At 36.0% G+C, this 25,832-nt stretch carries 25 protein-coding genes; 20 read left to right on the top strand and 5 right to left on the bottom strand.

The window, feature by feature from the left end; genetic code table 11:
- Positions 1-14: 14 nt before the first annotated feature.
- Complete coding sequence (gene yihA / locus FFM71_RS01870; protein WP_137610489.1) at positions 15-599, top strand: ribosome biogenesis GTP-binding protein YihA/YsxC; 585 nt, start codon at positions 15-17, stop codon at positions 597-599.
- Positions 600-738: 139 nt separating this feature from the next.
- On the opposite strand, the gene FFM71_RS01865 is transcribed toward yihA, so the two are convergent.
- Positions 739-1,317 (bottom strand): histidine phosphatase family protein, encoded by a 579-nt coding sequence (locus tag FFM71_RS01865; RefSeq protein WP_223876456.1) that lies wholly within the window; start codon positions 1,315-1,317, stop codon positions 739-741.
- A 334-nt stretch (positions 1,318-1,651) separates the two neighbouring features.
- Between FFM71_RS01865 and tyrS the strand changes: the two genes are divergently transcribed.
- From tyrS to FFM71_RS01825, 8 genes are all read left to right on the top strand, one after another.
- Positions 1,652-2,896, top strand: a complete 1,245-nt coding sequence (gene tyrS / locus FFM71_RS01860; RefSeq protein ID WP_137610487.1) for a tyrosine--tRNA ligase — start codon at positions 1,652-1,654, stop codon at positions 2,894-2,896.
- Between the two features lie 382 nt (positions 2,897-3,278).
- Entirely contained in the window at positions 3,279-4,226 is a 948-nt protein-coding gene (locus FFM71_RS01855; protein ID WP_137610486.1) for an aspartate carbamoyltransferase catalytic subunit, read from the top strand.
- On the top strand, positions 4,186-5,457 hold the full coding sequence (gene pyrC, locus FFM71_RS01850; RefSeq protein ID WP_137610485.1) for a dihydroorotase: 1,272 nt from the start codon (positions 4,186-4,188) through the stop codon (positions 5,455-5,457). The genes FFM71_RS01855 and pyrC overlap by 41 nt, the downstream gene beginning before the upstream one ends.
- 15 nt (positions 5,458-5,472) lie before the next feature.
- Entirely contained in the window at positions 5,473-6,168 is a 696-nt protein-coding gene (gene pyrF / locus FFM71_RS01845; protein WP_137610589.1) for an orotidine-5'-phosphate decarboxylase, read from the top strand.
- A complete protein-coding gene (pyrE, locus tag FFM71_RS01840) occupies positions 6,168-6,806 on the top strand; it encodes an orotate phosphoribosyltransferase (RefSeq protein ID WP_137610484.1) in 639 nt (212 codons plus the stop codon). Before pyrF ends, pyrE begins: the two co-directional genes overlap by 1 nt.
- Complete coding sequence (locus FFM71_RS01835; RefSeq protein WP_223876454.1) at positions 6,803-7,957, top strand: quinone-dependent dihydroorotate dehydrogenase; 1,155 nt, start codon at positions 6,803-6,805, stop codon at positions 7,955-7,957. Before pyrE ends, FFM71_RS01835 begins: the two co-directional genes overlap by 4 nt.
- A 176-nt stretch (positions 7,958-8,133) precedes the next feature.
- Positions 8,134-9,015: an ATP-binding cassette domain-containing protein gene (locus FFM71_RS01830; RefSeq protein ID WP_171000441.1), complete on the top strand. Its 882-nt coding sequence runs from the start codon at positions 8,134-8,136 to the stop codon at positions 9,013-9,015.
- Positions 9,016-9,024: 9 nt separating this feature from the next.
- Positions 9,025-9,804, top strand: coding sequence for an ABC transporter permease (locus FFM71_RS01825; protein ID WP_137610482.1), 780 nt, complete (start codon positions 9,025-9,027; stop codon positions 9,802-9,804).
- Positions 9,805-9,877: 73 nt separating this feature from the next.
- Here the strand turns inward: FFM71_RS01825 and FFM71_RS01820 are convergent, their stop codons facing one another.
- On the bottom strand, positions 9,878-10,735 hold the full coding sequence (locus FFM71_RS01820) for a helix-turn-helix domain-containing protein (protein ID WP_137610481.1): 858 nt from the start codon (positions 10,733-10,735) through the stop codon (positions 9,878-9,880).
- 108 nt (positions 10,736-10,843) lie between these two features.
- On the opposite strand from FFM71_RS01820, the gene gap reads away from it, so the two are divergent.
- Positions 10,844-11,854: a type I glyceraldehyde-3-phosphate dehydrogenase gene (gap, locus tag FFM71_RS01815; protein ID WP_137610480.1), complete on the top strand. Its 1,011-nt coding sequence runs from the start codon at positions 10,844-10,846 to the stop codon at positions 11,852-11,854.
- Positions 11,855-12,459: 605 nt separating this feature from the next.
- On the opposite strand, the gene FFM71_RS01810 is transcribed toward gap, so the two are convergent.
- Together FFM71_RS01810 and FFM71_RS01805 are read right to left on the bottom strand one after the other, a co-directional pair.
- Positions 12,460-14,046, bottom strand: coding sequence for an L-lactate permease (locus FFM71_RS01810; protein WP_137610479.1), 1,587 nt, complete (start codon positions 14,044-14,046; stop codon positions 12,460-12,462).
- A gap of 94 nt (positions 14,047-14,140) precedes the next feature.
- Positions 14,141-14,404: a hypothetical protein gene (locus FFM71_RS01805; protein WP_137610478.1), complete on the bottom strand. Its 264-nt coding sequence runs from the start codon at positions 14,402-14,404 to the stop codon at positions 14,141-14,143.
- Positions 14,405-14,556: 152 nt separating this feature from the next.
- Here FFM71_RS01805 and FFM71_RS01800 point away from each other — a divergent pair, with 152 nt between their 5' ends.
- The 3 genes from FFM71_RS01800 to FFM71_RS01790 all read left to right on the top strand — a co-directional run bounded on the left by FFM71_RS01800 (position 14,557) and on the right by FFM71_RS01790 (position 16,860).
- A complete protein-coding gene (locus FFM71_RS01800; protein ID WP_137610477.1) occupies positions 14,557-15,045 on the top strand; it encodes an acyl-CoA thioesterase in 489 nt (162 codons plus the stop codon).
- Between the two features lie 128 nt (positions 15,046-15,173).
- Positions 15,174-15,524, top strand: a complete 351-nt coding sequence (locus FFM71_RS01795; protein WP_137610476.1) for a PadR family transcriptional regulator — start codon at positions 15,174-15,176, stop codon at positions 15,522-15,524.
- Positions 15,517-16,860, top strand: coding sequence for a DUF4097 family beta strand repeat-containing protein (locus tag FFM71_RS01790; RefSeq protein WP_137610475.1), 1,344 nt, complete (start codon positions 15,517-15,519; stop codon positions 16,858-16,860). Before FFM71_RS01795 ends, FFM71_RS01790 begins: the two co-directional genes overlap by 8 nt.
- A 40-nt stretch (positions 16,861-16,900) precedes the next feature.
- On the opposite strand, the gene FFM71_RS01785 is transcribed toward FFM71_RS01790, so the two are convergent.
- Positions 16,901-17,443, bottom strand: a complete 543-nt coding sequence (locus tag FFM71_RS01785) for a hypothetical protein (RefSeq protein WP_137610474.1) — start codon at positions 17,441-17,443, stop codon at positions 16,901-16,903.
- Between the two features lie 167 nt (positions 17,444-17,610).
- Here FFM71_RS01785 and FFM71_RS01780 point away from each other — a divergent pair, with 167 nt between their 5' ends.
- From FFM71_RS01780 to FFM71_RS01750, 7 genes are all read left to right on the top strand, one after another.
- On the top strand, positions 17,611-19,116 hold the full coding sequence (locus FFM71_RS01780) for a YfcC family protein (protein ID WP_137610473.1): 1,506 nt from the start codon (positions 17,611-17,613) through the stop codon (positions 19,114-19,116).
- A gap of 30 nt (positions 19,117-19,146) precedes the next feature.
- Entirely contained in the window at positions 19,147-20,481 is a 1,335-nt protein-coding gene (locus FFM71_RS01775) for a M20 family metallopeptidase (protein ID WP_137610472.1), read from the top strand.
- Between the two features lie 234 nt (positions 20,482-20,715).
- The gene (gene aroA / locus FFM71_RS01770) at positions 20,716-22,020 is read left to right on the top strand and encodes a 3-phosphoshikimate 1-carboxyvinyltransferase (protein ID WP_137610471.1); all 1,305 of its coding nucleotides are present in this window, start codon (positions 20,716-20,718) and stop codon (positions 22,018-22,020) included.
- Positions 22,021-22,100: 80 nt separating this feature from the next.
- On the top strand, positions 22,101-22,922 hold the full coding sequence (locus FFM71_RS01765) for a Cof-type HAD-IIB family hydrolase (protein ID WP_137610470.1): 822 nt from the start codon (positions 22,101-22,103) through the stop codon (positions 22,920-22,922).
- A 689-nt stretch (positions 22,923-23,611) separates the two neighbouring features.
- Positions 23,612-23,920 carry a PTS sugar transporter subunit IIB gene (locus FFM71_RS01760; RefSeq protein WP_137610469.1) on the top strand — a complete coding sequence of 103 codons (309 nt, stop codon included), beginning with the start codon at positions 23,612-23,614 and terminating at the stop codon, positions 23,918-23,920.
- 104 nt (positions 23,921-24,024) lie between these two features.
- Positions 24,025-24,360, top strand: coding sequence for a PTS lactose/cellobiose transporter subunit IIA (locus FFM71_RS01755; protein WP_137610468.1), 336 nt, complete (start codon positions 24,025-24,027; stop codon positions 24,358-24,360).
- 5 nt (positions 24,361-24,365) lie between these two features.
- Positions 24,366-25,811 (top strand): 6-phospho-beta-glucosidase, encoded by a 1,446-nt coding sequence (locus tag FFM71_RS01750; RefSeq protein WP_137610467.1) that lies wholly within the window; start codon positions 24,366-24,368, stop codon positions 25,809-25,811.
- The last annotated feature ends 21 nt before the right edge of the window (positions 25,812-25,832 follow it).

Raw genomic sequence — 25,832 nt, 5'->3', positions numbered from 1 at the left:
CATTGAGGTGAATTATGCAGGTAAATAATGTAACTATGAATTTAAGCGCCGTCAGTTCAAGACAATATCCAGATGAAGGTTATCCGGAGATTGCTCTATTAGGTCGCTCAAACGTCGGTAAGTCATCATTGATAAATACGTTGATCAACCGTAAAAGCTTTGCTAGAACGTCTAGTACGCCTGGTAAGACCCAAACTTTGAATTTCTATAATATTGAAGACCAGCTATATTTAGTTGATGTACCTGGTTATGGTTTTGCCAAAGTTTCCAAGAAACAACGTGAAGAATTTGGTATCATGATCGAAGAATATTTGACTACCAGAAGTCCCTTACGTGGTGTTGTTATTTTAGTTGACGGACGTCATGAGCCTAGTGAAGACGATATTTCAATGTATCAATTTGTCAGCTATTATCATATTCCAACGCTGGTTGTTGCAACAAAGATGGATAAAGTCAAGGGTAACCAGTGGAATAAGACGATTAGCCAAGTTAAAAAATCGATGGAGATCAATCAAACAGATTCCTTACAATTGTTCAGTGCTGCAACAAAAAAGGGTAAGGATGAAGTTTGGACTTGGATTGAAGATCATATGAAATAAAAAATGTTTTTATAAATCCAAATTTTTAATTGTATGAAAAATGAGTTGTATCACACTTAAAGAACCAAATAATTAGGTGTGATACAACTCATTTTTGTTTATCATTGATATGAACTTCTAAAAATAAAATATTGATTTGTTATCCTTCAAAATTAATAATCTTCTCGAAAGTGAATTTATTGTCATCGTAGGTAAATTTCAAAATACTACAATTAGTAAAGCCACTGTTACGTAATTTTTTCATGTCGGTATACAAGTCAGAAAACATCATTATGGCACCTGCGTGACTGACGACCAAAACTGTCTGATCATCTTCTTGCATAATTGCTGTCAGTGTTTTATTAACTCGTTGTTGGGCGACTTGATTGTCCTCACCACCAAATTGTACATAGTAATCACCAAAATGCTTTTTAGGATCATCTTGTGGATGTAAATATTCAGGAGCACCTTCAAATTTTCCAAATGAGAGCTCTCTCAGGCCCTTTAAGCGTTTATATGGCATATCAGTTACAAGTTCCAATGTGTCGCTGGCTCGTTCAGTTGTGGAACAATAACAAGCGTCAAATTTAATCTTGTTATCTTTAAAATATTGACTTGCAATTTTGGCTTGTTGGATACCAATTTCTGTCAATGGTGAATCACACCAGCCTTGAATTCGATGTTGAATATTAAATAATGTTTGTCCATGGCGCATGATGTAGAGTGTTTTTGTCAAAATTATCCCCCTTAGAAAGTAACTTAATTATACAATAACACTAAAAAATACCTTGAAAATTGTTTAAGTGGTGTGTATCATTCTAATTATAAGTAATGTTTTAGTTTTAATCCAAGTAGGAATTTACTTCAGTGTCCAGAGAATTGACGGTTGGTGCGAGTCAAGCAGGGTAAATTGTGAAATACTAGACTAAAATTCGGATCCTACGTTATAGGAGTAAAGAGCAAGCTAATAAGCTTGAATTTGGGTGGTACCGCGCAAAAAGGCGTCCCTGCATAAATTGCAGGGATGCCTTTTTTTATCCCTTTAACGAGGACAACAATTAGGAGGAAGTTTTATGAATATTATTGACGAATTATCATGGCGTGGTTTGATCAATCAACAATCTGACGAAGAGGGCCTTCGTGATTTAGTTGATTCTAAGGATATTTCACTATACTGTGGTATGGATCCAACCGGTGATTCTATGCATATCGGTCACCTGTTGCCATTTATGACTTTGGAAAGATTTGGCAAATTTGGTCACCATCCTTATATCGTTATTGGTGGTGCAACTGGGTCGATTGGTGATCCAAGTGGTAAAAAGGCTGAACGTCCAATGCAAACTATGGATCAGGTTAATCACAACGTTGAGGCTTTAAGCAATCAAGCTAACAAGATTTTCAATGGTTTTACGATGGTCAACAACTTTGATTGGACTGAACCTATTGGTATTCTAGATTTCTTACGTGATTATGGTAAATTGTTCAACGTTAATACAATGCTTAATAAAGAAATTATCTCAAGTCGTTTGGAAGTTGGAATTTCATTTACTGAATTTACTTACCAAATTCTTCAATCATTAGATTTCTTAACACTATACCGTCAACACAATGTGCAATTGCAAGTCGGTGGTGGCGATCAATGGGGTAACTTAACTGCTGGTCTTGATTTGATTCACAAGGCTGAAGGGCAAGAAGCCAAAGTTTATGCTTTGACAATTCCATTATTGTTGAAATCCGATGGTACAAAATTTGGTAAAACTGCCGGTGGTGCTGTTTGGCTTGATCCTAAAAAGACTTCACCATATGAATTTTATCAATTCTGGTTTAATCAAGATGACAAAGATGTTGTCAATTTGTTAAAGAAATTTACATTCCTAACAAAAGATCAAATCGATGATTTAGAAGAATCTGTTAAGACCGCTCCAGAAAAACGCTTGGCCCAGAAGACTTTGGCTCAAGAAGTTACTAAATTTGTTCATGGTGAAGAAGCTTTGAAGACAGCTGAAAAGATTACGGATGTCTTGTTCTCTGGTGAAATTCAAGAATTGACAACTGAAGAAGTCGCTGAAGCATTCCATGGTGTACCAAGTGCCGAAATTTCATCTGATTCAATCAATTTAGTTGACCTATTAATTGCCACAAACGTCGATAAGTCAAAACGTCAAGCGCGTGAAGATATTCAAAATGGTGCTATCAGAATTAATGGTGAAAAGTTAACAGATACAACTACTGAAATCGAGCCAAAAGATTCATTTGATGGTAAATATATCGTTATTCGTCGAGGTAAGAAGAAGTATTTCTTAGCTACTGTAAAATAGATTTTGATTTACTTTTTAAATCAGTGTTAAGTCTGAGTTAATAAGTGTTTTGACTGTTTTTATAGCAGACAAATCGTCTGGCAATTGGAGACGGTATATTTCAAATATTTAAATAAAACTGTTGACTGAATGCGTGAAATCGTTTATATTATTTTCAACGAAAACTTTTAATCAAGTCCTGTGAGGCTTGGAAGGTTCATTACACGTAGAGACAGAAAAAGTGTAAACTTCCTTTCCTTGTGGGATAGGAAGTTTTTTGTTTACTTAAAGAAAAATCAGGGAACTTTTAAATGGATCCAGTGAGGTCTAAAAGGTCGGATAAAACCAAACTTTTAGGGGCTAGCTGGATGAAAGCTAACCCTTTTTAATTTGGAGGAAAACAATGAAAAACATACTTTCTATGTCACAATTATCAAACGAAGAGGTCTATAGCCTAATAGACTCTGCGGAAAAGTTCAAAGCTGGTAAAAAGTCAGTGATCGGTACAGATAAATTTGCTATCAATCTCTTCTTCGAAAACAGTACGAGAACTAAATCTAGTTTCCAAGTTGCTGAAATGAAACTAGGGATGAAAGAAATTGAATTTGAAGCTTCAACATCATCAACGACTAAAGGTGAAAGCCTTTATGACACAATCAAAACTGAAGAGAGTATCGGCGCTTCGGTTGCAATTATTCGTCATAGTAAAGATAAATATTACGAAGATTTAGTTAATAACCATGACTTAAATATTCACATTATCAACGGTGGTGATGGCACTGGCCAACATCCTTCACAATCACTTTTAGATCTGATGACGATTTTTGAACATTTTGGGAAATTTGATGGTTTGAAAATTGGAATTATCGGTGACTTAAGTCATTCTAGAGTTGCCCACTCAAATGCAGAAATTTTGACACGATTAGGTGCTCAAGTATGTTTCGGTGGTTTGGACGCTTGGTACACGCCAGAGTTTGCTGAAATGGGACCTCACATGGATGTTGATGACCTTTGCCAAGAAATGGATGTTGTAATGTTATTGAGAGTCCAACACGAACGTCTTTCTGAAGAAGAGAACAAGAGCTTTTCTAAGACAGATTACTTTAACAAATATGGGTTAAATAAGGAACGTGTCAATATGATGAAAGCTGACGCGATGATCATGCATCCCGCCCCAATCAATCGTGGTGCCGAAATTGCTGACGATGTGGTTGAGTGCGACAAGTCATATATCTTCCCACAGATGGCTAATGGAGTATTCATGAGAATGGCAATGATTGAAGCTGTTTTGGAAGGAGATCATATCCACGATGAAGTTACTGATCAAAAACGCCAAGTTGTTTTACCTTAATAAATTAATTAACTGTGATCTTCTGATTGAAGATGGTAAGTTTAAGCAGATTGCTGAGAATATTGTTGCAACAGATGCCAAAATCATTGATGCAAAATTTCAACTAGTAACGCCTGGATTAGTAGACGTACACGTGCATTTTAGAGAACCTGGTCAAGTTCATAAGGAGACAATCAAAACAGGAACTTTGGCCGCTGCACATGGTGGATTTACAACGGTTGGAGCAATGCCAAATGTTATCCCTGTGCCTGATAACGCTGAGAAATTCGGTCAACAAATAGCGTTAAATGAACAAAATTCTTTGATTCACACATTGCAATATGCACCAGTTACCGTAGATGAAACTAGTGACAAACTAGTCGATATAGAAGAGCTTTCCAAATTAGGGGCCTTTGCCTTTTCTAACGATGGACATGGAATCATGAATGCACGGTCAATGTTTATGGCAATGGAAAGAATTGCTGCAATTGACAGTCACTTGGCCGCTCATGTGGAAGACAAGAATCTATTCAATCATGGTGTTATTAATTTTGGAACGGCGTCACAACGTTTAGGTTTACCAGGAATTCAAAGAGTGGCAGAGACATCTCAATTAGCACGAGATTTAGTTTTGGCTAAGGAGACTGGGGTTCACTATCACGTTTGTCACATTTCGACAAAAGACGGTGTGCAGTTGGTTAGAATGGCTAAAGATGCTGGAATTAATGTGACTTGTGAAGTTTCTCCACACCATTTACTGCTCAGTGATCAAGATATTTTAAATGATGATGCCAATTTTAAGATGAATCCACCATTACGCAGTGAAGAGGATCGTCAAGCTTTGGTTGCTGGTTTGCAGGATGGCACGATCGACATGATTGCAACCGACCATGCGCCTCATGCTGAAGATGAAAAGAATCAAGGATTTGCTAAGAGTGTCTTTGGTATTACCGGAATTGAAACGTCATTTCCTCTCATGTACAGTCGCTTAGTCAAAACAAATATCATTAGTTTGGAAAAGTTATTGAAACTTATGACTAATAATCCGGCTGAAATATTTAAAATAAAAGTAGCTGGGACAATTAAGCTTGGTCAAAGAGCAGATTTTACAATTATAAATTTAGATGATGAATATGCGATTAAATCAAAGGATTTTCTTTCAAAAGGCAAGAATAGTCCCTTTATCGGTCAAAAAGTTTACGGTGAGGTGGAACAGACATACGTTAATGGAACATGTATTTATTCAAAATAAAGAGTGAGGGTAATGATGAACAAGCCAGTAATAGTAGCGCTAGATTTTGCAGATGATTTTGAATGTATCAACTTTTTAAATCAATTTCCCAAAGATGAAGAAAAATTATTTTTAAAAATTGGTTTAGAAATGTTTTGTCAATTTGGCTATCCATTTGTGAGAAATTTAAGAGAACGTGGTTATAATATTTTCTTGGATTTGAAATTGCATGATATTCCTAATACGGTTAAAAGAACGTGTGAGATGATTGCTCAGTGGGATGTTCAAATGCTGACAGTTCATGCGACAGGTGGTTCTGAGATGATAGCTGCTGCTAAGGAGGGCCTTGCCGGCTCGTCGACCAAATTATTAGCAGTAACGCAGTTAACATCCCTTGGTCAAACGGAATTGGCGAATGAATTACAAGTACCGTTGGATTCGCAAGATTATGTAACGCATTTGGCAAAATTGGCTTATCAAAATGGAGCTGACGGGGTTATATCTTCTGCACTTGAAGTTCCAGTAATCAAAACCGCTACTAGTACTGATTTCTTGTGTGTTACCCCAGGTATCAGACCCAAGTCATCTCAAGTAGGTGATCAAAAGCGTGTTGCAACACCAGCTCATGCTAGAGAGCTTGGCAGTGATGCTATCGTCGTTGGTCGTCCGATTACTCAGGCTCAAGATGGCCATCAAGCATATGTGAATATTTGTAAGGAGTGGAATAAATAATGGATAAATTAGCAGTTGCTAACAACATTGCAGGGCAATTATTAAAAATTAAGGCAGTGACGTTGAGTCCCAAGGAGCCTTTCATATGGGCAAGTGGTATCAAATCACCGATTTACACTGACAATCGCTTAACGATTGCTTATCCAGATTTTCGCCAAACAATTGCTCACGACTTAGCAGATTTAATCAAGGAGCATTATCCGGAAGTTGAAGTTATCGGTGGAGTTGCTACAGCCGGAATTCCACATGCTACTGGAGTTTCTAACATTTTGAATTTACCTTTGAATTACGTTCGCCCTCAGAAAAAGGATCATGGTAAAAAGAGTCAAATCGAAGGTCGTTGCCAAAGGGGTGACAAAGTTGTTTTGATCGATGATTTAATTTCAACTGGTGGTAGTATTTTAAAGGCTGTCAAAGCTGTTCGTGAAGAAGGTGGGGATGTTATTGGAACTGTTGCCATCTTCTCTTATGGACTACCAGAAAGCACGAAGAACTTTGCTGATTATGACACCAAATTATTCACATTGACTGATTTTCCAACAATGATTGAGGTTGCTCAAAAGCAAAATTACGTTGAAGAAACAGATATGGAATTGTTACAACAGTGGTATCAGAACCCCGAAAGCTGGGGTAAATGATGGATTTATACAAATTAGTTCGTCCCGTAATTTTTAAAGTCGACCCTGAAATTGATCATCATATTGTAGCTACTGGATTAAAAATATTTAATCAGACACCGCAGGTCTTACGGACAATGTTTCAAACAAAACAACATTCTAATTTGGGATTAACGGTTAAAGGCGTAACTTTTGATTCACCAATTGGTATTGCAGCAGGTTTTGATAAGAAAGCTGAATTTTACAATAGTCTTGGCGCCTTAGGGGCTGGGTTTGTAGAAATTGGTAGTATTACTAAAAATGGTCAACCAGGAAATAAGAAAAAGAGAATTTTTCGTTTACCAGCTGATCAAGCAATAATCAATCGCATGGGTTTAAATAATCTTGGTGTTGAAGAAACTAGGAAACATCTAGCAAACACTCCCAAACACGTTAAAATTGGTATCAGCGTCGCACCTGGGCATGGTTTGGACAGTGACAGTATGATTGATGAAATGGTTGATAATATTGCGCAGATTCATTCGTTTGGTGATTATATAGCCCTAAATCAAAGTTGTCCTAATCAAAAAGGTGTGACAACTTTACAAGAAATTCCAGTCGCTAAAAAGCTACTTCAAAAAATCCATAATTTACATATCAAGGAACCGGTTTTTTGTAAGTTTGGTAATGATATTACCCCTGAAAAATTAATTGAATTGCTCAATGAAGTGGGCAGCTTAATGGACGGAATCATTTTAACTAATACAGCCGCCAACCCTAGCCCGATTCATGATAATTTGAGGTCTGAGCATAAAAATGAAGGTGGCGGTCTCAGTGGTAAGCCAATTTTTAAAAAGTCATTGAGTTTAACTAAAGCAATTCATCAGGTATTTCCAGATTTACCAATAATGTTTTCTGGTGGTGTTTTCACGCCTGAAGATGCAAGAGCTGCATTATTGGCAGGAGCCAGTTTAGTGCAAGTTTATACAGGATTTATTTATAATGGTCCAACAATGATCAATCAAATAAATAACTATTTGTCTAAGAACAACGTTTTACAAAAGTTAACTTACTCCCCTAAGATTTCCGAAACTCCAGTTCGAGATAATGAAGATATTATCGTTACCGATATTAATAATGATAAAAAAATTGAATTAGATGCTAATTCAGGTGCTTCATTTCACGAGGAATAGCTAGAAAATCCACTATCTATACTAGATAGTGGATTTTTTTTTGCATTTAATTAATTTTTGAAAGAGATTGCTTATTTGAATATCTTGAAAATTAATACTTCGCTAAACTTTAATTATCGGATTAAATGGGAAATTTTAAGGGAAATTCAGATGGAGGTAGTGTTTTGGAAGAAACAATTTTATCAGTTAAAAATTTGAATAAATCATTCGGGAATAGACAGACGTTATTTGATATTAATTTTGAATGTCAAAAAGGTCATATCATTGGATTAGTTGGCGCCAATGGTGCAGGTAAAACTACAATCATGAAGGCAATTTTAAGTCTAATCAAAAGCGAAGGTCAGGTAACTATTGATGGGCAAAAAAGCACCTTCAATCACCATCCCATCCTGAAAAGGGTTGGAGCATTAGTTGAGTATCCAGGGATTTATCCATATTTAAGTGGAAGAGACCATCTCAAATTATTTGTGACTGATTCAAATGACAGCAAAGAACGTATCCAAAAGATTATTAATGACTTAAAATTAAATAATTATATTGACCAAAAAGCTAAGCTATATTCATTGGGGATGAAACAAAAATTAGGTATTGCGATGGCTTTGGTTAATCAACCTGACCTAGTTATTTTAGACGAACCAATGAATGGGTTAGATCCGCAAGCGACAAAAGATTTACGGGAGCTGATCTTAAAGCGCAGAGATCAAGGGATGACTGTCTTGATTTCGAGCCATATTTTAGGAGAGTTGCAAAAATTAGCTGAAGATTTAATCGTGATTGATCATGGAAAAGTTATTAAGAAAACAACCATGAATGAATTATTAGCCAGTAATCAGCATTTTGTTGTAATTAAAACCAGTGATGATGTTGAAGCTCAAAAGTTGTTAGAGATTGTTGGATTTCAAGTTGTATCACAGTCACCATTGCGCTTAACGTTAACAAAGGAAAATACAGTTGAACGATTGATGAATATTTTGATGAAACAACAAATTACCGTGAATGATATGCAGCACGAAGATGCGGACTTAGAAGAATCGATTTTGAAATTAATTGCGGAGTAGGAGAAGATTATGGGTTATTTATATAAACAAGAAATTTTTAAGTTGCTGAAGAAGCGGAGCTTCTGGTTTTGTCTGTTATTTATTGCGTTACAAAATATAGGGGTAGCAATTTTTAGTCAGTCATATTCTAAATTTTTACAACCAAAATTTTTGTTTCAATATGATTTCGTATCACCTGCATTCATCTCTTTGATCCTGATTGCCACTAGCGCTACGATTATTTCGACAGAATTTGAGTACAATACGATTAAAAACGTTGTGATGCAACAATATTCACGTAACCAAATTTTAATTAGCAAATGGTTAACCGTTTTAACATATTCAGTAGGGATCTATTTGTTTTCTATGATTTTGAGTTTATTTGATAAATTCATTTTTTTTAATAATACATTTTCATTGGTCGATAAGTCAGAGGGTGGCACTTATTTAGTTTGGCAAAGTTGGTTGATTAGTAATGGTGCAACTTTTATTACACTCTGGTTAATCTTGAGTATTGTTTTCTTGTTGGCAGCAGTGATGAAAAAAGGTGCTTTGGCTGTTGTTGTTGGTGTCGTCGGATATTTTGCTTTGGAAATCATCAGTTCATTAATGTTTGTTTTAATTAGCAAATGGGACTTTTTAAAGTGGAATCCACTTAATTTTCTAAACTATCCTGGACAATTGGTTAGAGAATCAACTCTTTCTGAACTGACGCATTTAAATAATGATCAGATGTTAATGGGAAATATCATATATATTATTTTATTTATGGCAATTGGATTGTTCTTCTTCTCTAGAAAAGAAGTATAAAAAAACTCCATCGGCAATGATGAAGTTTTCGGTCATTTTTTCTATGGTTCTTAATTAAGCAATTCAAGATACATTATTGGGCTGCGGCCAGCTCTCGTGTTAGATTACGATACTGCGTTGGGGACATTCCGATACGTTGCTTAAATTGCCTCATGAAGTAAGTGTCATATTCGAAGCCAGTTGCCAAGGCAATATCATTTAAAGTCATTCCAGTGTGTGTCAACATTTGTTCGGCGATTGTTAGTCGGTATGATAATAAATATTGTAAAGCTGTTTGTTTAGTACGTTGTTTGAATTGATTGTTCAATGAGACACGATTGAGATGGGTTAGTTCGGTTAAATCCTCAGAACGAATTGGTGTTGAATAATTTAAGTGGATATATTTTAATGCCTGCTCAATGGTTGAATTTTGAGTATCTTGTTCTAAACGGAGTAAAAGGTTAAAAATTTGAATCAAGTATTGTTTAATACGGCACACCCACAAGTCATCACTTTGAGCATTGACCTCCATGCCCAAGGTGAAGAACCATTGTAAAAACTTTGGATAAATATCACTTGTTAAGTTGATTGTGCCAATGTGTTGTAAATTGTTTTCAAACAAAGAAAGCCCTTCTTTGATTCTTGGAGTATTAGGAACTTTAACATCTTTGGTGTGTGATAATCGAACTGTGTTCAAAAAATCAGGATTAAAAGAAAAAGAGGAGGCTACCAAATCCTTGGATTCATTAATAATTATATTATCTCCGTCTTTCAGACAGATAATACATGGCGACTGTAATTTAAGTGGATAATCATTTAATTGTAATGAGACTTGTCCCTGTGTGATTAATATTAAGCTATAACGTTTTTTGTATGGTGGTTCGGCAAGATTTTGTGTAGGATTAAATTCAATTTCAACTTGGCGATTTTTATGACGATCTACTTGAGGCATGCTTTTCTCCTGACAAATAGTATAGTTAACTGTTTCATTTATACCATTTTTTTGATGACTGTTTCAAATTATGATTATTCATGTAATAAAGACATGGAGGTCAGAAAGATGACAGTAAAAGTAGGTATTAATGGATTTGGAAGAATCGGACGTTTGGCATTTCGCCGGATTAGTGAAATTGATTCAGACATCGAAGTTGTTGCGATTAATGATTTAACGGATGCCGGGATGTTGGCACAATTGTTACAATTCGATTCGGCACATGGAACATATCAAAAACAGGTTACATCAGAAGATGGAGCCATTATTGTTGATGGGAAAAAGATTCAGGTATACGCTCAACCGGATGCACGTAAAATACCATGGGTTAAAAATGATGGTGTTGATATTGTACTGGAATGTACCGGATTTTATACCTCGACTGAGAAATCTCAAGCACATCTTGATGCAGGTGTTAAGAAAGTTATTGTTTCAGCTCCAGCTGGTTCAATGAAGACAATCGTTGTTAATGTAAATGACGATATTTTAAATAAGGACGACAAAATTATTTCAGCTGGTTCATGTACCACTAATTGTTTAGCACCAATGGCATATTTTTTAAACCAAGATTATGGTATTAAAGTCGGAACAATGACAACTGTTCATGCTTATACTTCAACACAGATGATTTTGGATGGACCAGTTCGTGGCAATAATCCTCGTGCAGCACGAACAGCAGCTGTTAATATCATTCCACATTCATCAGGTGCTGCCAAAGCGATTGGATTAGTAATTCCTGAATTGAATGGGAAGCTAAAAGGACACGCTCAAAGAGTACCTGTAAGTGATGGCTCACTTACAGAATTAGTATCAGTTGTTGACAAGGCAGTGACTGTTGAGGAAGTTAATCAATCAATGAAGAATCACACAGAGAATAATCCTTCATTTGGCTATGACGACCGTAATATTGTTTCAACCGATATTATAAATTCATCCTATGGTTCAATTTTTGATCCAACACAGACTGAAGTTACTTCAGTGGGTGATACGACTCTGGTTAAGACGGTTGCTTGGTATGATAATGAATATAGTTTTACGAGTCAAATGGTGCGTCTTTTGAACATGTTTGCACATATTTAATTATAATAGATTATGGAAATCAAAAAATATTATTTGAAGAAATGTTCAATTACTCGGTTAATTGAGCATTTTTTTATTCATAGCTAAAGGTTGAAAGTTTAATTAAGTTTGCCGTTTCCAGAGCTGAAAGCATTCATATGCTGCGCGGTACGATCCGAGCCAAAAGGCGGTCTCGAATCTTAGGTTGTTTGAAGCCTTACCAAAAAACGGTAAGTCTCCAACACGCCCGGTGGTGTAAGGACTAAAGTCCTAACGCCACTTTCGCTGCAAATGAATACTCTCAGCTCTTCCAACTAGTTTTTTAATAATACGAATGTCTAATTGTTATCTTTTGCTATTTAAATAAATAGATAAATAAATTTACTTTAGGACTATCAGAGCGCTGTTTATATCACTTTTTCACCTTTCAACCTTCAGTTTTTAACCTTATGTTTATTTTAGAATTTAAAATAGTCTGGAAATAAAAGCAATTGAATATTTTACATTCAATTAATAACGATTAACTAGCACGTCCACATTTTAGGTATATCATTTCTAGAACTGATAGTACTAAACTTTTCTTTTTTCAACGCAAAAAAGCCTAGGAATATTCCCAGACTTTCGTTTTACATAAATAATGTGAAGATGAAACCAACGATCCCGACCAGTAAACTATAGATCAAAGCTGGAACCACTGTTTTACGTAAGATATTTCCTTCTTGTCCAGACAATCCAACAACTGAACTGACTGACACAATATTATGTACGCAAATCATATTTCCGGCGGCGGCACCAATTAATTGAGCTGCCAAAACTAATTCTTTACCGACACCAGCTTTTGTAGCGATATCGGCCTGAATTTGACCAAATGTCAAAGTGGAAACGGTCGTACTTCCGGTCACAAATGATCCTAGTTGACCAAGGAAAGGAGCAATAATGATCCAGACTGATGATAGATATTTGGAAATTATTTTAGCGATGTACATTGGCATGCTTGGAAAGTTTGCACCATTTAATTCTGAATTAGTAAATATTTGAACCATTATCAAGGTAACTATCAAAGCTAAGGCGGTTGATTTCATTGATAGAACAACTTTTTTAGCAGTTGGTAAGAAACTCTTGAGTGATTTAACTTGAATTAATAGTCCAATCAGAACGGCGATTGTTAACAAAGTTCCTGGTGAATAGAGAAATTCCCAATCAGAGCTGATTTGAGTGAATCCTAAGATATTTCGCCAAGATAAATTAATGTTGTTTACCAAAAGTTGCTTGAGAGGATTAATTGTCCGGGTTGCTAGTAACAGCAATATAACCACAATATAAGGTGACCAAGCAGTTAATAAAGACATTTTATTTGTGTTTGTAACTGTCTTAGTCGAAGTTGTCCAAGGCTTTTCAAAGACTGACTTAGGTAATAGAAACTTAAATTTGATTGAAATAATGGCAATAATAATTGTGGCAAAGGGTGCCAAAATTGCTACAAATTCATAAGTTACAACGAATGAAACTAGGATAGCGAAGAGACTGTATACTATACCGATGAAAAGTGACCAAGGAACAAGGGCTAAGAAATCCTTTTTAGGATTGCCCTCTTTTTTACCAAAAAGAAATGTCAGCATAAAGATTAAAATCAATGGCATGAATGTTCCAGCAAACAAATCTATTTGTGTAATTTTTTGACCGATAGCATTAAGAAAATCAGCCTTTTCACTGACGTTACTCAAACCAACTGTTAACGGAGTTCCGACTGCCCCGAAGGATGCCGGAGTTGAGTCAGCGACTAATGCTAATGTTACGGCAGCCATGGGCGAAAAACCTAAAGCAATCATTAGTGGTGCTGTAACCATGGCGGGGGTACCGAATCCTGAAACACCTTCGATCAGACCACCGAATAAAAAAGCAACCAATAGAACTTGCAACCGCATGTCAGCTGAAATTGTGTGAAACCCAGCGTTGATTCGATCAATAGCTCCCGTGTGTTGCAACATGTTTAACATCATCAAAGCCCCAAACAAAATCCACAGAATTGGTAACGATTTGTGGATCGATTGAAAAATTGAAGCTAGTAAAACTTTGGTAGGCATTTTCCAAAAGAAATAACCTTCCAACAGAACAATAAATGCACTGATCGACATACCTTTAGTGGCAGGCAAGTTGAGAATGCCTAATAAAACTAGTGGCAAGATGACCGCAGATAGTGCAATTAGAATCATAAAATAACTCCCTCTTAAACCAATTTTATATATTATATAATTTTTAGCTTATGGTTGTGAATAGAATTTGCAAAAATGTTTTTAAAAAAATGAACTAAAGCATTGATAATGGACCACCATTGATACCTTTAGTGACCGTAACGTCAGTTGGATTGATTTTGGTTTGATCGGTTAATAATTTATTCAAATGATGCTTGAAGTCATCTTCTTGTAATTGTGATTTTACGTGCCAAGCTGATAAGTTTCCATTAGCTGAAACTTCCCCCAATCCATTGATGCCTTCAATAGTCTTAGGATCAACGGGATTCTCAGAATCAATGTCGACAAAATAATTTGTATACCAAAGTTGAAATGCCATAATATTCCTCCAGAATTTTCTTACTCTTATCATATAATATTTTAGATGAGATTAATCAATTAGCAGACGGTTATTTTAGAAAATTAGTATGCAAGTGCTGGCTGACAAGTTACAATTTAAATAGAAATCGTTCGTTAAAAATGGGGAAAATTATGAAACAAATTACATGTCAGGAAACGCGCACAATCAGTGAAAGAGTTATTTTTGATGGGGACCTGAACGACAAAGGAACACTTTTTGGTGGTAAAACGCTCAGTTTATTGGATGAGAATGCTGGATTAGCCAGTTTTAAAGTGATAAAAGCTAAGATTGCAACTGCTAGTTATGATCATGTTAATTTTTGGAAACCAATTACAACTGATAAATATATTAAATTTGAATCCTTTGTAACGGGAGTATCAGGTCGACAAATTGAAGTTTTTACGAAGATTATTAGTCATGATTTAAAAACTGATGAGAGAGAGATAGCCTTTTCTAGTTTCTGTACACTAGTGGTTTTACAGGCAGTCGAGCTACCAGAAATAGTTCCAGAGACACCAGAGGAAAAGTATCTCTGTGCGGGTTTTAGAAAACGACTGGCGGGAAGACGTGCAGATTACAGGCAGAGAGATGAATTTTTGAGTCATTTAAATATCGAGTAATTAGAGTTAGTTGAAACTTATGACTAACTCTTTTTTTATATCAAAATACTATTTCAAGTAAATTACTTTGACACACACAGTAATTGGTGATACATTATCTACATAGAAATAAAAGGTAGGGATGGATTATGAAACCACAAATTTCTAAAGATATAATTCGTGGACACACAGCCACGATTGTTTTGAACATTCTCAGCCAAGGTGACAGTTATGGTTATGAGATTGCTAAAATGGTTAAAAATTTGAGTCACGATAAATATGAACTGAACGAGGCAACACTTTATACAGTTTTTCGACGTCTTGAAAAAAATAACGATATTGTCAGTTATTGGGGCGATGAAAGCCAGGGCGGTCGTCGCAAGTATTATCAAATAACGACGCAAGGCAAACAGACTTTGGAAGATAATATTGAAGCTTGGAAATTTGCCAAGGATGTAATAGATGATTTGATTTTAGGAAGGATACAAGATTATGAGTGAAATGATAAATAAATTAGTAGATGAAAAATTAAATAAAATTTTTGCGGACTATCCAGATACCGCGGACTTACAAGAATTACAAGAGGAATTGGAATCTGATTTGATTGCTTCGTCTGAAGACAAAAAGACCGTTGACGTGACAGAAGAAGCTGCAGTAGCCGCAGCATTTAAAGAATTCGGCGATATTGATGAGGTAATTGATCAAGTTTTGGATGAAAATCAGGACAAAGATAATCATTATCGTAAAACGATTCAGGAGCATCACATTGATTTAGATGATGATGGAATCAGAATAGATAATGGGAAATTACTCAATATCAATGATGATGGTATTACAATCAACAATGGGAAAACTATCAGTATCAATTCTGAAGGCGTTAAGTTAGGAAACATGGTTATCAATGAAGACGGCATCAATTTTAATGGAAAAAAATCTAAAGAATCATTTGATGAAGTCAATGCAAATTTCAAGGATACTGATTTTGATACTGAAGTACATGTTGAATCAATGCCCTTGACGGATGAAAGTGAGTTTTCTACGACGGATATTAAAAAAATGGATATTTTTTCTGAAAACGCCTATTTAAAGATTTTGCCAACTAATGGACAAAAAATTGTTATCAGAGAATACATGTCACGGTCTAATCCCGATTATCAGGTTAAAGCTGAGATTGTCGATGATACTCTAGTAGTTAAGCAGGGACGAGTTCCTCATTTCTTACCTTTACGTATAAAAACTCAAATTTTGATTCCTAAGGAATTCACAGGAAAATTAAGAATTACCAATCGTAGTGGCAGTCTGCTACTTCAAAATATGGATAATATTGATCAAGCACTGATTAATGTCCACAGTGGTTTGGTCAATATTAGAAATATTTCGATCAATCAACTGCTGATTCAGTCAACTTCTGGAAAGATTGTTTTGGAAGACGTTGATGTTAAGAATTCATTATCAGTCAATGCTAAGAGCGGTATTATTAAATTAGATGATGTTTTCAGCCCAGATTACAATATTCAGGCTAATAGTGGCACAATTAGAGGACTTGACCTCAGTGGCGCTGGTTCGATAACTGCTAAATCAGGTACAATTAAAATAGAATTTGAAAAAATCACCTCGGATGTTAAGGTTTCTAACAACAGCGGAACGATAAAATTAATGATGCCTGAACACGATTCTTATGATTTTGATCTTGAAGCTCGCAGTGGAGTAGTCAAAATGAACCAGGCGGCTAATTATAAACATGACGTTCTAAGTCTGAAGGAAGGTAGGGTTGGGACTGGTCCTCAATATAAGCTAACTGCCAAAGCAAATTCAGGCACAATTAAAGTAAATTAAAAAAAACTGAGATGAAAATTAGAATTTCATCTCAGTTTTTTTAGTTTATTTTATTTGAAAGAATCTGGAGGACGTTTGCCAGTCGGTACATTGTATGTTGCGGATCGTGTAATTGATCAAATGAGAGATCTAAATCAGCCGAAGCTTGATTAAGTTTCAATTCGAGAAAAAATGGTTTTCTAAATTCAGGGAAAATTGACTGCTTTGCAGGTTTTATTGTTAAAATGTCAGTTACAGAATATTGTTGATTTTCCTCATGAACTTGAAAGTTTTTAATTTGAGAAAAGCTGATAAATTGAAATTCTGCTTGATCTGGGAAGAAAATCATTTTTAATTTGTCACGATAAGTAGTCATTTTATAGTAAGAAATACCATGTTTTTCTAGTTGCCAATGGCCGAATAGTTTTGGCAAAAGAATTGGAAAATAAATGCAAAGTAGCAAAAATAAAACTAACAAAAATGATAATATAGATACCTTTATGTTAGCGATTAATCCAAGGCCACCAGCCAAAAAGCTGACTAAAAAACTTACAATTATTGGACGATGATTGATCCTTTTTCCAAACTCGATCGTATCGATCATTCTAATATCTCCCTCTTGAATCTAATAATATTGTAATATTTTGCAACCGTTTACACAACTGATGTCAAAGGAAATTTTATTTAAAAATATTTCGCTATAAAGCATTGTAATAGTTTATTTTATCGTATATCCTGAGACTATATTATAAATATAGGAGGGTTGATTTAATGGAAAAGAAAGCAAAAAAATGGCAAATGCCATCCGCTTATACAATTTTGTTCTTCTTGATAATCGTAGTCGCAATTTTGACTTGGATTATACCTGCTGGTGAGTATGCAACTACCAAAGCGGGAAATATCATTGCAGGTACCTACAAGGCACGAGCAAGTAGTCCTCAAGGTATCTGGGATGTATTCTTAGCACCAATCAACGGGATGGTTGGTACTGATATAACTGAAGGTTCTATCTCAGTTTCACTCTTTATTTTGGTTATTGGTGGTTTCTTAGGGGTCGTCAATAAAACTAAGGCGTTGGATGATGGTATTAGTTCAACTGTCCGTAAGTATCATGGTAAAGAAAAAGCACTTATCCCAATTTTAATGACCTTATTTGCAATCGGTGGTTCAACTTACGGTATGGGTGAAGAAACGATTGCTTTCTATCCAATTTTAATTCCTGTTATGATCAGTGTTGGTTACGATTCGATTACCGCAATTTCTTTGGCATTGATCGGTTCACAAGTTGGATGTTTGGCTTCAACAGTTAATCCATTTGCAACAGGTGTTGCTTCACAGACAATTAATATTTCACCTGGTGATGGTTTGATTTCACGGTTTATTTTATTAATTATTGTAACCGGTATCAGTATTGCATACGTTATGCACTATGCTGAAAAGGTTAAAAAAGATCCGTCACAGTCAGTTGTTTTTGAGCGCCGTCAAAAAGATCTTGAAGAATTTAACATGGAAGAAAGATCTGTTGGAGAAAAATTAACTAAGAAGCAAAAGAGTGTTCTTTGGCTCTTTGCCTTAACGTTCGTTATTATGATCAGCAGTTTGATTCCTTGGACAAGTTTGAATCCTGGTTGGACATTCTTTGAAAACTTTACGAAGTGGCTCACAAATCTACCTTTCCTTGGTGCTTTAATTGGTAAGGATCTGGCACCATTAGGAACATGGTACTTTACAGAAATCACAACACTATTCTTCATGATGTCAGTTGTTATCATGTTTGTCTTCCACATGAAGGAATCTGATTATATTAGCGCTTTCATGGGTGGTATGACAGAATTTATCAGTGTTGCTATTATCGTTGCTGTTGCCCGTGGTATTCAAGTTATCATGAACAATGGTTACATCACTGCTACAGTCTTGCATGCTGGTGAAACTGGCTTGCAAAACCTTTCTGCAGGTGTATTCATCGTCTTAACATATATTTTCTATATTCCAATGTCATTCTTGATTCCTTCAACTTCCGGCCTTGCTGCTGCTACAATGGGAATCATGGGACCACTTGGTAAATTCTCAGGCGTTGATGGCTCACTTGTTATCACAGCTTATCAATCGGCTTCTGGATTAGTTAACTTGATTACACCAACTTCAGGTATCGTTATGGGTGCTTTGGCAATTGGTCATGTTGATATTGTTAAATGGTGGAAGTACATGTGGAAATTGGTCGCCATTTTATTCGTGGTAATCGCAGTATTCTTAGTTGTTGTTTCGATGTTTAAATAATATTTGGAAATAATTCTGGGGGTTTGAATAATGGAACAATTTATTACAGATGAAATTCAAGATGCAGCTATCAAAGACTTGGGTGAGTTGGTTGGCATTGCCTCATTTAATAGTGAAGCAGAGCCTAATGCACCCTTTGGTAAGGGACCTAAAGCCGCACTTGATAAGACAATGGAATTGATGGACAAATTGGGCTTTAAGACTCACGAAGATCCAGATGGCTATTATGGCTATGCTGATATTGGTGAGGGTGATCAAACATTTGGTATAGTAGGTCACTTGGATGAAGTTCCTGCTGGAAATTTGGAAGCTTGGGATGTTGAACCATACAAACTAACTATCAAAGATGGCAAGTTGTACGGTCGTGGTACTCAAGATGACAAAGGTCCTACAATTTCAGCTATTTATGCTATCAAGTCAATCTTAGACAAAGGCTACAAATTTAACAAAAAGATCCGTGTAATCTTTGGTACTGATGAAGAGATTCTTTGGAGATGTTTGGCTGAATATAATAAAAAAGAAGACCCAATTGACATGGGTATTGCTCCGGATGCAGAATTCCCATTGATTTATGCTGAAAAAGGATTGCAACAATCATATTTAACAGGTCCTGGGTCCACTGAATTGAACCTTGACCTTGAGAATGCCTTTAATGCAGTTCCTGGTAAAGCTATCTATGACGGTCCAAAGCAGGCAGAAGTATTTGCTGCTTTACAAAAACACAATTTCGACGCAGATCAAAAAGATGGTGAAATTGAAGTTCACGGTAAATCAGTTCATGCAATGAACGCTCCGGAAGGTACTAATGCTGTTGTCAGATTAGCGATTGCTTTGGCAGACGTGTTCCCAGATATTGCTGTTTTGAAATTCTTGAAGGCATTTGGTGAGGATGCTAATGCTACTAACTTGTTAGGTGATGTTTCGGATGATGTGTCTGGTAAGTTGACTTTCAATATTTCGAGTTTGAAGATCACACCAGAAGAATCAAGAATGCAAATTGATATGCGTATTCCCGTAAAGATTGACCATGATCAATTGATTCAACAAGTTTCAGATGCCGTTGCTAAGTTTGATATGAAGTATGAAAACTTTGATTACGTAGCACCATTGTATGTTCCAACTGACAGTGAACTTGTTAAAACATTGATGCAGACATACCAAGACTTAACTGGTGATACCAAATCTCAACCAGCTATCTCAGGTGGTGCAACATTTGCTAGAACTATGAATAATTGTGTAGCCTTTGGTGGGATGTTACCAACAACTCCTGATTTCATGCACCAAGCTAATGAGAACTGGAGTAAGGCTGATATGAGAAAAGCTATGGAAATTTTTGCTGAAGCTCTCTATCGTCTTTGCGTTTAAAAATTCCAATAATTAATGAAAATAGGGCTGAGGTCCTATTTTTTTTTATCTCAAGACTAAAAATTTGTTTTATATTTCAAAATTCGGTAGCGTAGCAGTAAAGGATTAAGACCTACCGTCTCCAGAGCTGGAAAATATGGACTGGCAGTGCGGACCAATCTTGAACCTATCTGTTGAATAGATATTTATTCCGTAATTATTCCCAGCTTTTAAAAATACTTGAGGTGTAGAAACATGTTTAACTTTAATACGCAACCACGCAAATTCAGTTTTCAAGGCGAAATAACGGTACCTGGTGATAAAAGTATTGCTCATCGTGCTATTATTTTTGGTGCGTTGGCTAATGGCGTCACCCAAATTAGCAACTTTATGTATGCTGATGATTTAGCCGTTACTGTTCGGATCTTCAAAGAACTGGGCGCTAAGATTCATACTGAAATTAGTAATAAAGATATGATCATTAAAGGTATTGACCATCAGCTAAAGCCGTTGGATCATCCATTGCAAATTGATAACGTGGGTACTTTGAGAAGCCTGTTGTTTGGTGTTTTAGCTAGTAGTCCCAATCAATATGAGGTAATTGGTGGAGATTATCTTCAAAAACGTCCTACAAGCCACTTAGTGAGTCTTTTGCAGGAAATGGGTGCCAGTTACCAGCAAACAACTGAAAATGCTTTACCGATGAGAATAACTGGTAGTAATGATTTGCAAGGGATTACATACCATCAAGACATTTCTAACGCTCAGATTAAAAGTAGTCTGATTTTGGCGGGGATATATGCTAATAGTGAGACGCGGATCATTCGTAAGTTGCCGACTCGAAATCACACTGAGGTCCTCGCAAATTACTTTGGCGCTGATATTGAAGTAAAACCCGATATTATTGTGGTCCACCCGGGTCACAGTCAATTAGAAGGTCAAAGTTTAATAATACCTGGAGACTTTTCTTCGGCAGCTATGTATATCGTTGGAGCATTGCTTTCAGATGGTAGTGAAATTACTCTACCAGGCGTTGGTCTAAATAAAACTAGAATTGGATTATTAAATGTTGCTAAACAGATGGGAGCACATATTTTCCTCAATCAGCATTCGATCAATAGCGTCGAACCTTTTGGGGATTTGATAATTAAATCTCAAAAGCTACATGGAACAACGATATCTGCACAGCAAGTGCCATTTATCATTGATGAAATTCCACTAATTGCGCTGATGGCTTCTCAGGCAAATGGTCGGACGGTAATTGATGGTATTCATGATGTTTACTTACAGATCAGTGATCGTTTGATTAATATGCGAACAGAATTAGCTAAATTGGGCATTATTATGCAAGTTCATGAGGATCAGATTGTAATTAACGGTAATCAAGAAATTAATGTTAAGGATGATGTTGACAGTCACAATGATCATCGTATTGCGATGATGCTCTGTATCGCTTCAATTCTTACAGAGACGCCTTTTAAAATAAAGAATATTGAAGCAATCGACGTCTCTTATCCGGGATTCATTGCTGACTTAAACAAAGTCCTTGTCGCTAAGTAATTGTGAAAGGGACTTCTTTTTTTTCAAACAGTGTCGTATGATTATAATAAATTGCAACGATGTAAGGGGTTACGTTATTAATGATTGAATTTATAGGAACTGACTTAGATGGAACGTTACTGAATAGTTACAGTAAAATATCATCCGTAAATGTCCAAGCTATTCGTAATGTGGTCAATTCGGGGCGAAAATTTGCCATTTGTTCAGGGAGAACGTTACATTCCGTCAATAAATACTTTGAGAATGATTTAAAAGTTCCGGGCTATCGAGTTGTTTTGAACGGGGCGGTCATAGTTGATTCTGATGGCAAAAAAGTCTTTGACCAACCTCTAGACCATAAGATTGTCGCAGAAATTTTAAAACGAGCTGAATTTAGTAAATTCAAAGTAGTTTTGGATGGCTTGAATGACGTCTATATCTACGATCCCAATCACGGTTGGACGACTTACTTTGAGGGAATGAGTCGTCATCATATCAAGGCCCATTCGATGGAAGATTTAAAGAAGCTTAATGACCGCACGGATTTAGATATTTATAAAGTTTGTTTCAGCTGTACACCGTCCAAATTACCCGAATTACAAAAGAAACTAGAATCATTTACGGCATTACCAGTGACAATTAGTCGTTCAGGCAGTTATTATTTTGAAATTAACGGCCAAGATGTAACAAAATTATCTGCCTTGCAACATATTTCAGAACTTTCTAAAATCCCAATGACACATTTCATGTGTTTTGGAGATTATGGAAATGATTTAGATATGATCAAAGAAGTAGGCTATGGCGTTGCGATGGATAATGCAATTGATCGCGTTAAGGACGTTGCTTGGGAAACAACTGCCAATAACAATCAAGATGGCGTTGCAAAGATGTTAGATAGAGTATTGAATAAGGAATTCGATTAGGACCGCCTTTGGAGCTTTGATTATTAAACTCAGATTCGCCCAGTTTTGTGCAACTCAGTTGTTTAAAAATATAATGATAATAAAAAGGGAAGCTGTTTCTTACTTTGAGAAATTTTAAAGTGAAGGAATAACTTCCTTTTTTGACCTCTAGTCTAACCATGACGCGACAGTAAATTTTTTGCCATCATAAATAAAGGTTGAAAAATTAATATAACCTTGTTGTTACAGACCCAGAGTTAATTTATTTAAATATCAAAAGATCACAATTGGATAGTCCTATTATAAAAAAACTAGTTGGAAGAGCTGAAAGTATTCACTTGCCGCGAAAGTGGCGTTAGAACTTTACTCTTACACCACTGGGCGTGTGGGGACTTACCGGTTCGAGGTTCAGCTTCAACCGAGATTCGAGACCACCTTGTTGCTTGAATCGCACCGCGCAGCATATGAATACTTTTAGCTCTGTAAACGGCAACAAACGTTTTATAACTAATACAAGGAATATCTCCACGATTATCAATAAATAACTAAATCAGGTTAAATTTGAAACTAATATTTGTTTTTTGTTAAAAACATCTTGATAAAATTTCAGAGACGTTATACAATCTAATTGTTCTATGAAAGCGTTTTTAGTAAACGTTTTAGCAAAAAAACAAATAAATAAAATAATGGATCAAGAGGGGTATTTGATTATGGCTGAAAAGACAATTATGTTGGTTTGTGCTGCTGGTATGTCAACAAGTTTGTTAGTATCAAAAATGCAAAAGGCTGCTGAAAGTGATGGCATTGACACAGAAATCTTTGCTACTGCTGCTGCAGATGCAGATGCAAAATTAGAAGAAAAACATCCAGATGTATTGATGCTTGGACCTCAAGTAAGATATCTTGAAGGACAATTCAAAGATAAGTTGAGCATTCCTGTTGAAGTAATCAACATGCAAGACTACGGAATGATGAACGGTGAAAAGGTTCTACAAGAGGCTGTAAAACTAATCGGTTAATCGTTTATCATTAATAAAAAACAAACAAAGGGGCGTAAATATACACCCCTTTTGTTATTTAAAGCGACAGTAAGCGCTTAAAAAATTGAGGGAGATTTATAAAAATGGCTGAAGAACAACATGATGAAGAATTACAAACAGTAATGGGATTAATTATTAACGGTGGTAATGCTAAGAGTTCTGCTTTTGAAGCAATTAACGCTGCTAAGAAAGGTCACTTTACAATTGCTGATCAAAAATTAAAGGAATCTGACAAATTTTTAGTTGATGCTCACAATTCACAAACTGACATGCTTACTAAAGAAGCTAATGGCGAACATGCTAAAGTTACTTTGTTGATGGTTCACTCACAAGATCACATCATGAATGCTATTACATTTAGAGACCTTGCTGGAGAAATTGTTGATTTGTACAAGAGACTTGATGAAGAAGGGAAATAATTTCAATGAGTGAAGGAATTCAAATGCCCGAAGGTTTCCTTTGGGGTGGCGCTGTAGCTGCTCATCAACTAGAAGGTGGCTGGAATGAAGGCGGCAAGGGAGTAAGTATTGCCGATGTCATGACTGCTGGTTCTAAGGGAGTAGCTCGCAAAGTAACAGATGGTGTCAAGGATGGAGAAATTTATCCTAATCATTGGGGTAATGACTTCTATCACAAATATCCTGAAGACATCAAAATGTTTGCTGACTTAGGTTTGAAATGTTTCAGAACATCAATCGCCTGGACAAGAATTTTTCCAAATGGTGACGAAACTGAACCTAATGAAGCAGGTTTGAAATTTTATGACGATTTGTTTGACGAATGTCTCAAGTATGGAATTCAACCAGTAATTACTTTGTCACATTTCGAAATGCCATATCACTTAGTTAAAGAATATGGTGGTTGGAGTAATCGTAAGTTGATTGGATTCTTTGATCGTTTTGCTGAGGTTTGCTTTAGACGTTACAAGAACAAAGTTAAGTATTGGATGACTTTCAACGAAATCAACAATCAAGCTGAGTGGAGTGATCCACATCCATTACTACAAGATTCTGGGTTGGAATTAGGTAAGGATGACAACTGGGAAAAAGAAATGTTCCAAGCTGCTCATTATGAATTTGTTGCTAGTGCTCATGCGGTTCAAATTGCACATAAAATTGACCCAAGTTTACAAGTCGGTTCAATGATTGCAATGTGCCCAGTTTACCCACTAACTTCAAAGCCTGAGGATATAATGAAGGCTGAGCGTGCCATGCAATATCGTTATTACTTTGGTGATGTTCAAGCACTTGGTTATTATCCAGAATGGATGGAAAAGTATTGGAGTCGTAAGGGTTATGACATTGACGTCACTGCTAGCGATTTGGCGACTTTGAAGGCTGGAACAGTCGATTATGTTGGATTTAGCTATTACATGTCCTTCACAACTAAAGCTCATGAAAATGAAACTCATTTTGATTACAACGAACATGAAGATTTAGTTTCAAATCCCTACGTTGAAAAGTCTGATTGGGGTTGGCAAATTGATCCTGTTGGACTTCGTTATGCCATGAACTGGATGACAACACGTTGGCACAAACCACTATTCATTGTTGAAAATGGTTTTGGTGCCTACGATAAATTAGAAGACGATGGCAGTATCCATGATCCATACCGTATTTCTTACTTCCATGACCATATTTTACAAATGGAAAAGGCAGTTAAAGAAGACGGCGTGCAATTGATCGGTTACACACCATGGGGTCACATTGATCTGATTTCAGCAAGTACTGGTGAAATGAAGAAACGTTACGGCATGATTTATGTTGATCAAGATGATGAAGGTAACGGTAGTTTGAAACGCTATAAGAAAGATTCATTTGCTTGGTATAAAAAAGTTATCGCTTCGAATGGTAAAGATTTAAAAGAATAGACATATAAAAGGAGAGAGGTT

The organism is Companilactobacillus huachuanensis, from assembly GCF_005404815.1.
In the GTDB taxonomy this organism is placed as follows: Bacteria; Bacillota; Bacilli; order Lactobacillales; family Lactobacillaceae; genus Companilactobacillus; species Companilactobacillus huachuanensis.
This window is presented reverse-complemented; position numbering and strand designations above follow the sequence as displayed.

What these genes read in the sequence shown, in the direction of transcription:
- FFM71_RS01810 (WP_137610479.1), bottom strand. Translation starts at nt 14,046, where the DNA reads ATGATTCTAATTGCACTATCTGCGGTCATCTTGCCACTAGTTTTATTA.
- FFM71_RS01790 (WP_137610475.1), top strand. Translation starts at nt 15,517, where the DNA reads ATGAGTGAAATGATAAATAAATTAGTAGATGAAAAATTAAATAAAATT.
- FFM71_RS01755 (WP_137610468.1), top strand. Translation starts at nt 24,025, where the DNA reads ATGGCTGAAGAACAACATGATGAAGAATTACAAACAGTAATGGGATTA.
- gap (WP_137610480.1), top strand. Translation starts at nt 10,844, where the DNA reads ATGACAGTAAAAGTAGGTATTAATGGATTTGGAAGAATCGGACGTTTG.
- FFM71_RS01795 (WP_137610476.1), top strand. Translation starts at nt 15,174, where the DNA reads ATGAAACCACAAATTTCTAAAGATATAATTCGTGGACACACAGCCACG.
- FFM71_RS01805 (WP_137610478.1), bottom strand. Translation starts at nt 14,404, where the DNA reads ATGGCATTTCAACTTTGGTATACAAATTATTTTGTCGACATTGATTCT.
- yihA (WP_137610489.1), top strand. Translation starts at nt 15, where the DNA reads ATGCAGGTAAATAATGTAACTATGAATTTAAGCGCCGTCAGTTCAAGA.
- pyrE (WP_137610484.1), top strand. Translation starts at nt 6,168, where the DNA reads ATGGATAAATTAGCAGTTGCTAACAACATTGCAGGGCAATTATTAAAA.
- FFM71_RS01855 (WP_137610486.1), top strand. Translation starts at nt 3,279, where the DNA reads ATGAAAAACATACTTTCTATGTCACAATTATCAAACGAAGAGGTCTAT.
- FFM71_RS01820 (WP_137610481.1), bottom strand. Translation starts at nt 10,735, where the DNA reads ATGCCTCAAGTAGATCGTCATAAAAATCGCCAAGTTGAAATTGAATTT.
- pyrC (WP_137610485.1), top strand. Translation starts at nt 4,186, where the DNA reads ATGAAGTTACTGATCAAAAACGCCAAGTTGTTTTACCTTAATAAATTA.
- aroA (WP_137610471.1), top strand. Translation starts at nt 20,716, where the DNA reads ATGTTTAACTTTAATACGCAACCACGCAAATTCAGTTTTCAAGGCGAA.
- FFM71_RS01765 (WP_137610470.1), top strand. Translation starts at nt 22,101, where the DNA reads ATGATTGAATTTATAGGAACTGACTTAGATGGAACGTTACTGAATAGT.
- pyrF (WP_137610589.1), top strand. Translation starts at nt 5,473, where the DNA reads ATGAACAAGCCAGTAATAGTAGCGCTAGATTTTGCAGATGATTTTGAA.
- FFM71_RS01800 (WP_137610477.1), top strand. Translation starts at nt 14,557, where the DNA reads ATGAAACAAATTACATGTCAGGAAACGCGCACAATCAGTGAAAGAGTT.
- FFM71_RS01760 (WP_137610469.1), top strand. Translation starts at nt 23,612, where the DNA reads ATGGCTGAAAAGACAATTATGTTGGTTTGTGCTGCTGGTATGTCAACA.
- FFM71_RS01825 (WP_137610482.1), top strand. Translation starts at nt 9,025, where the DNA reads ATGGGTTATTTATATAAACAAGAAATTTTTAAGTTGCTGAAGAAGCGG.
- FFM71_RS01750 (WP_137610467.1), top strand. Translation starts at nt 24,366, where the DNA reads ATGAGTGAAGGAATTCAAATGCCCGAAGGTTTCCTTTGGGGTGGCGCT.
- FFM71_RS01775 (WP_137610472.1), top strand. Translation starts at nt 19,147, where the DNA reads ATGGAACAATTTATTACAGATGAAATTCAAGATGCAGCTATCAAAGAC.
- FFM71_RS01835 (WP_223876454.1), top strand. Translation starts at nt 6,803, where the DNA reads ATGATGGATTTATACAAATTAGTTCGTCCCGTAATTTTTAAAGTCGAC.
- FFM71_RS01780 (WP_137610473.1), top strand. Translation starts at nt 17,611, where the DNA reads ATGGAAAAGAAAGCAAAAAAATGGCAAATGCCATCCGCTTATACAATT.
- FFM71_RS01785 (WP_137610474.1), bottom strand. Translation starts at nt 17,443, where the DNA reads ATGATCGATACGATCGAGTTTGGAAAAAGGATCAATCATCGTCCAATA.
- tyrS (WP_137610487.1), top strand. Translation starts at nt 1,652, where the DNA reads ATGAATATTATTGACGAATTATCATGGCGTGGTTTGATCAATCAACAA.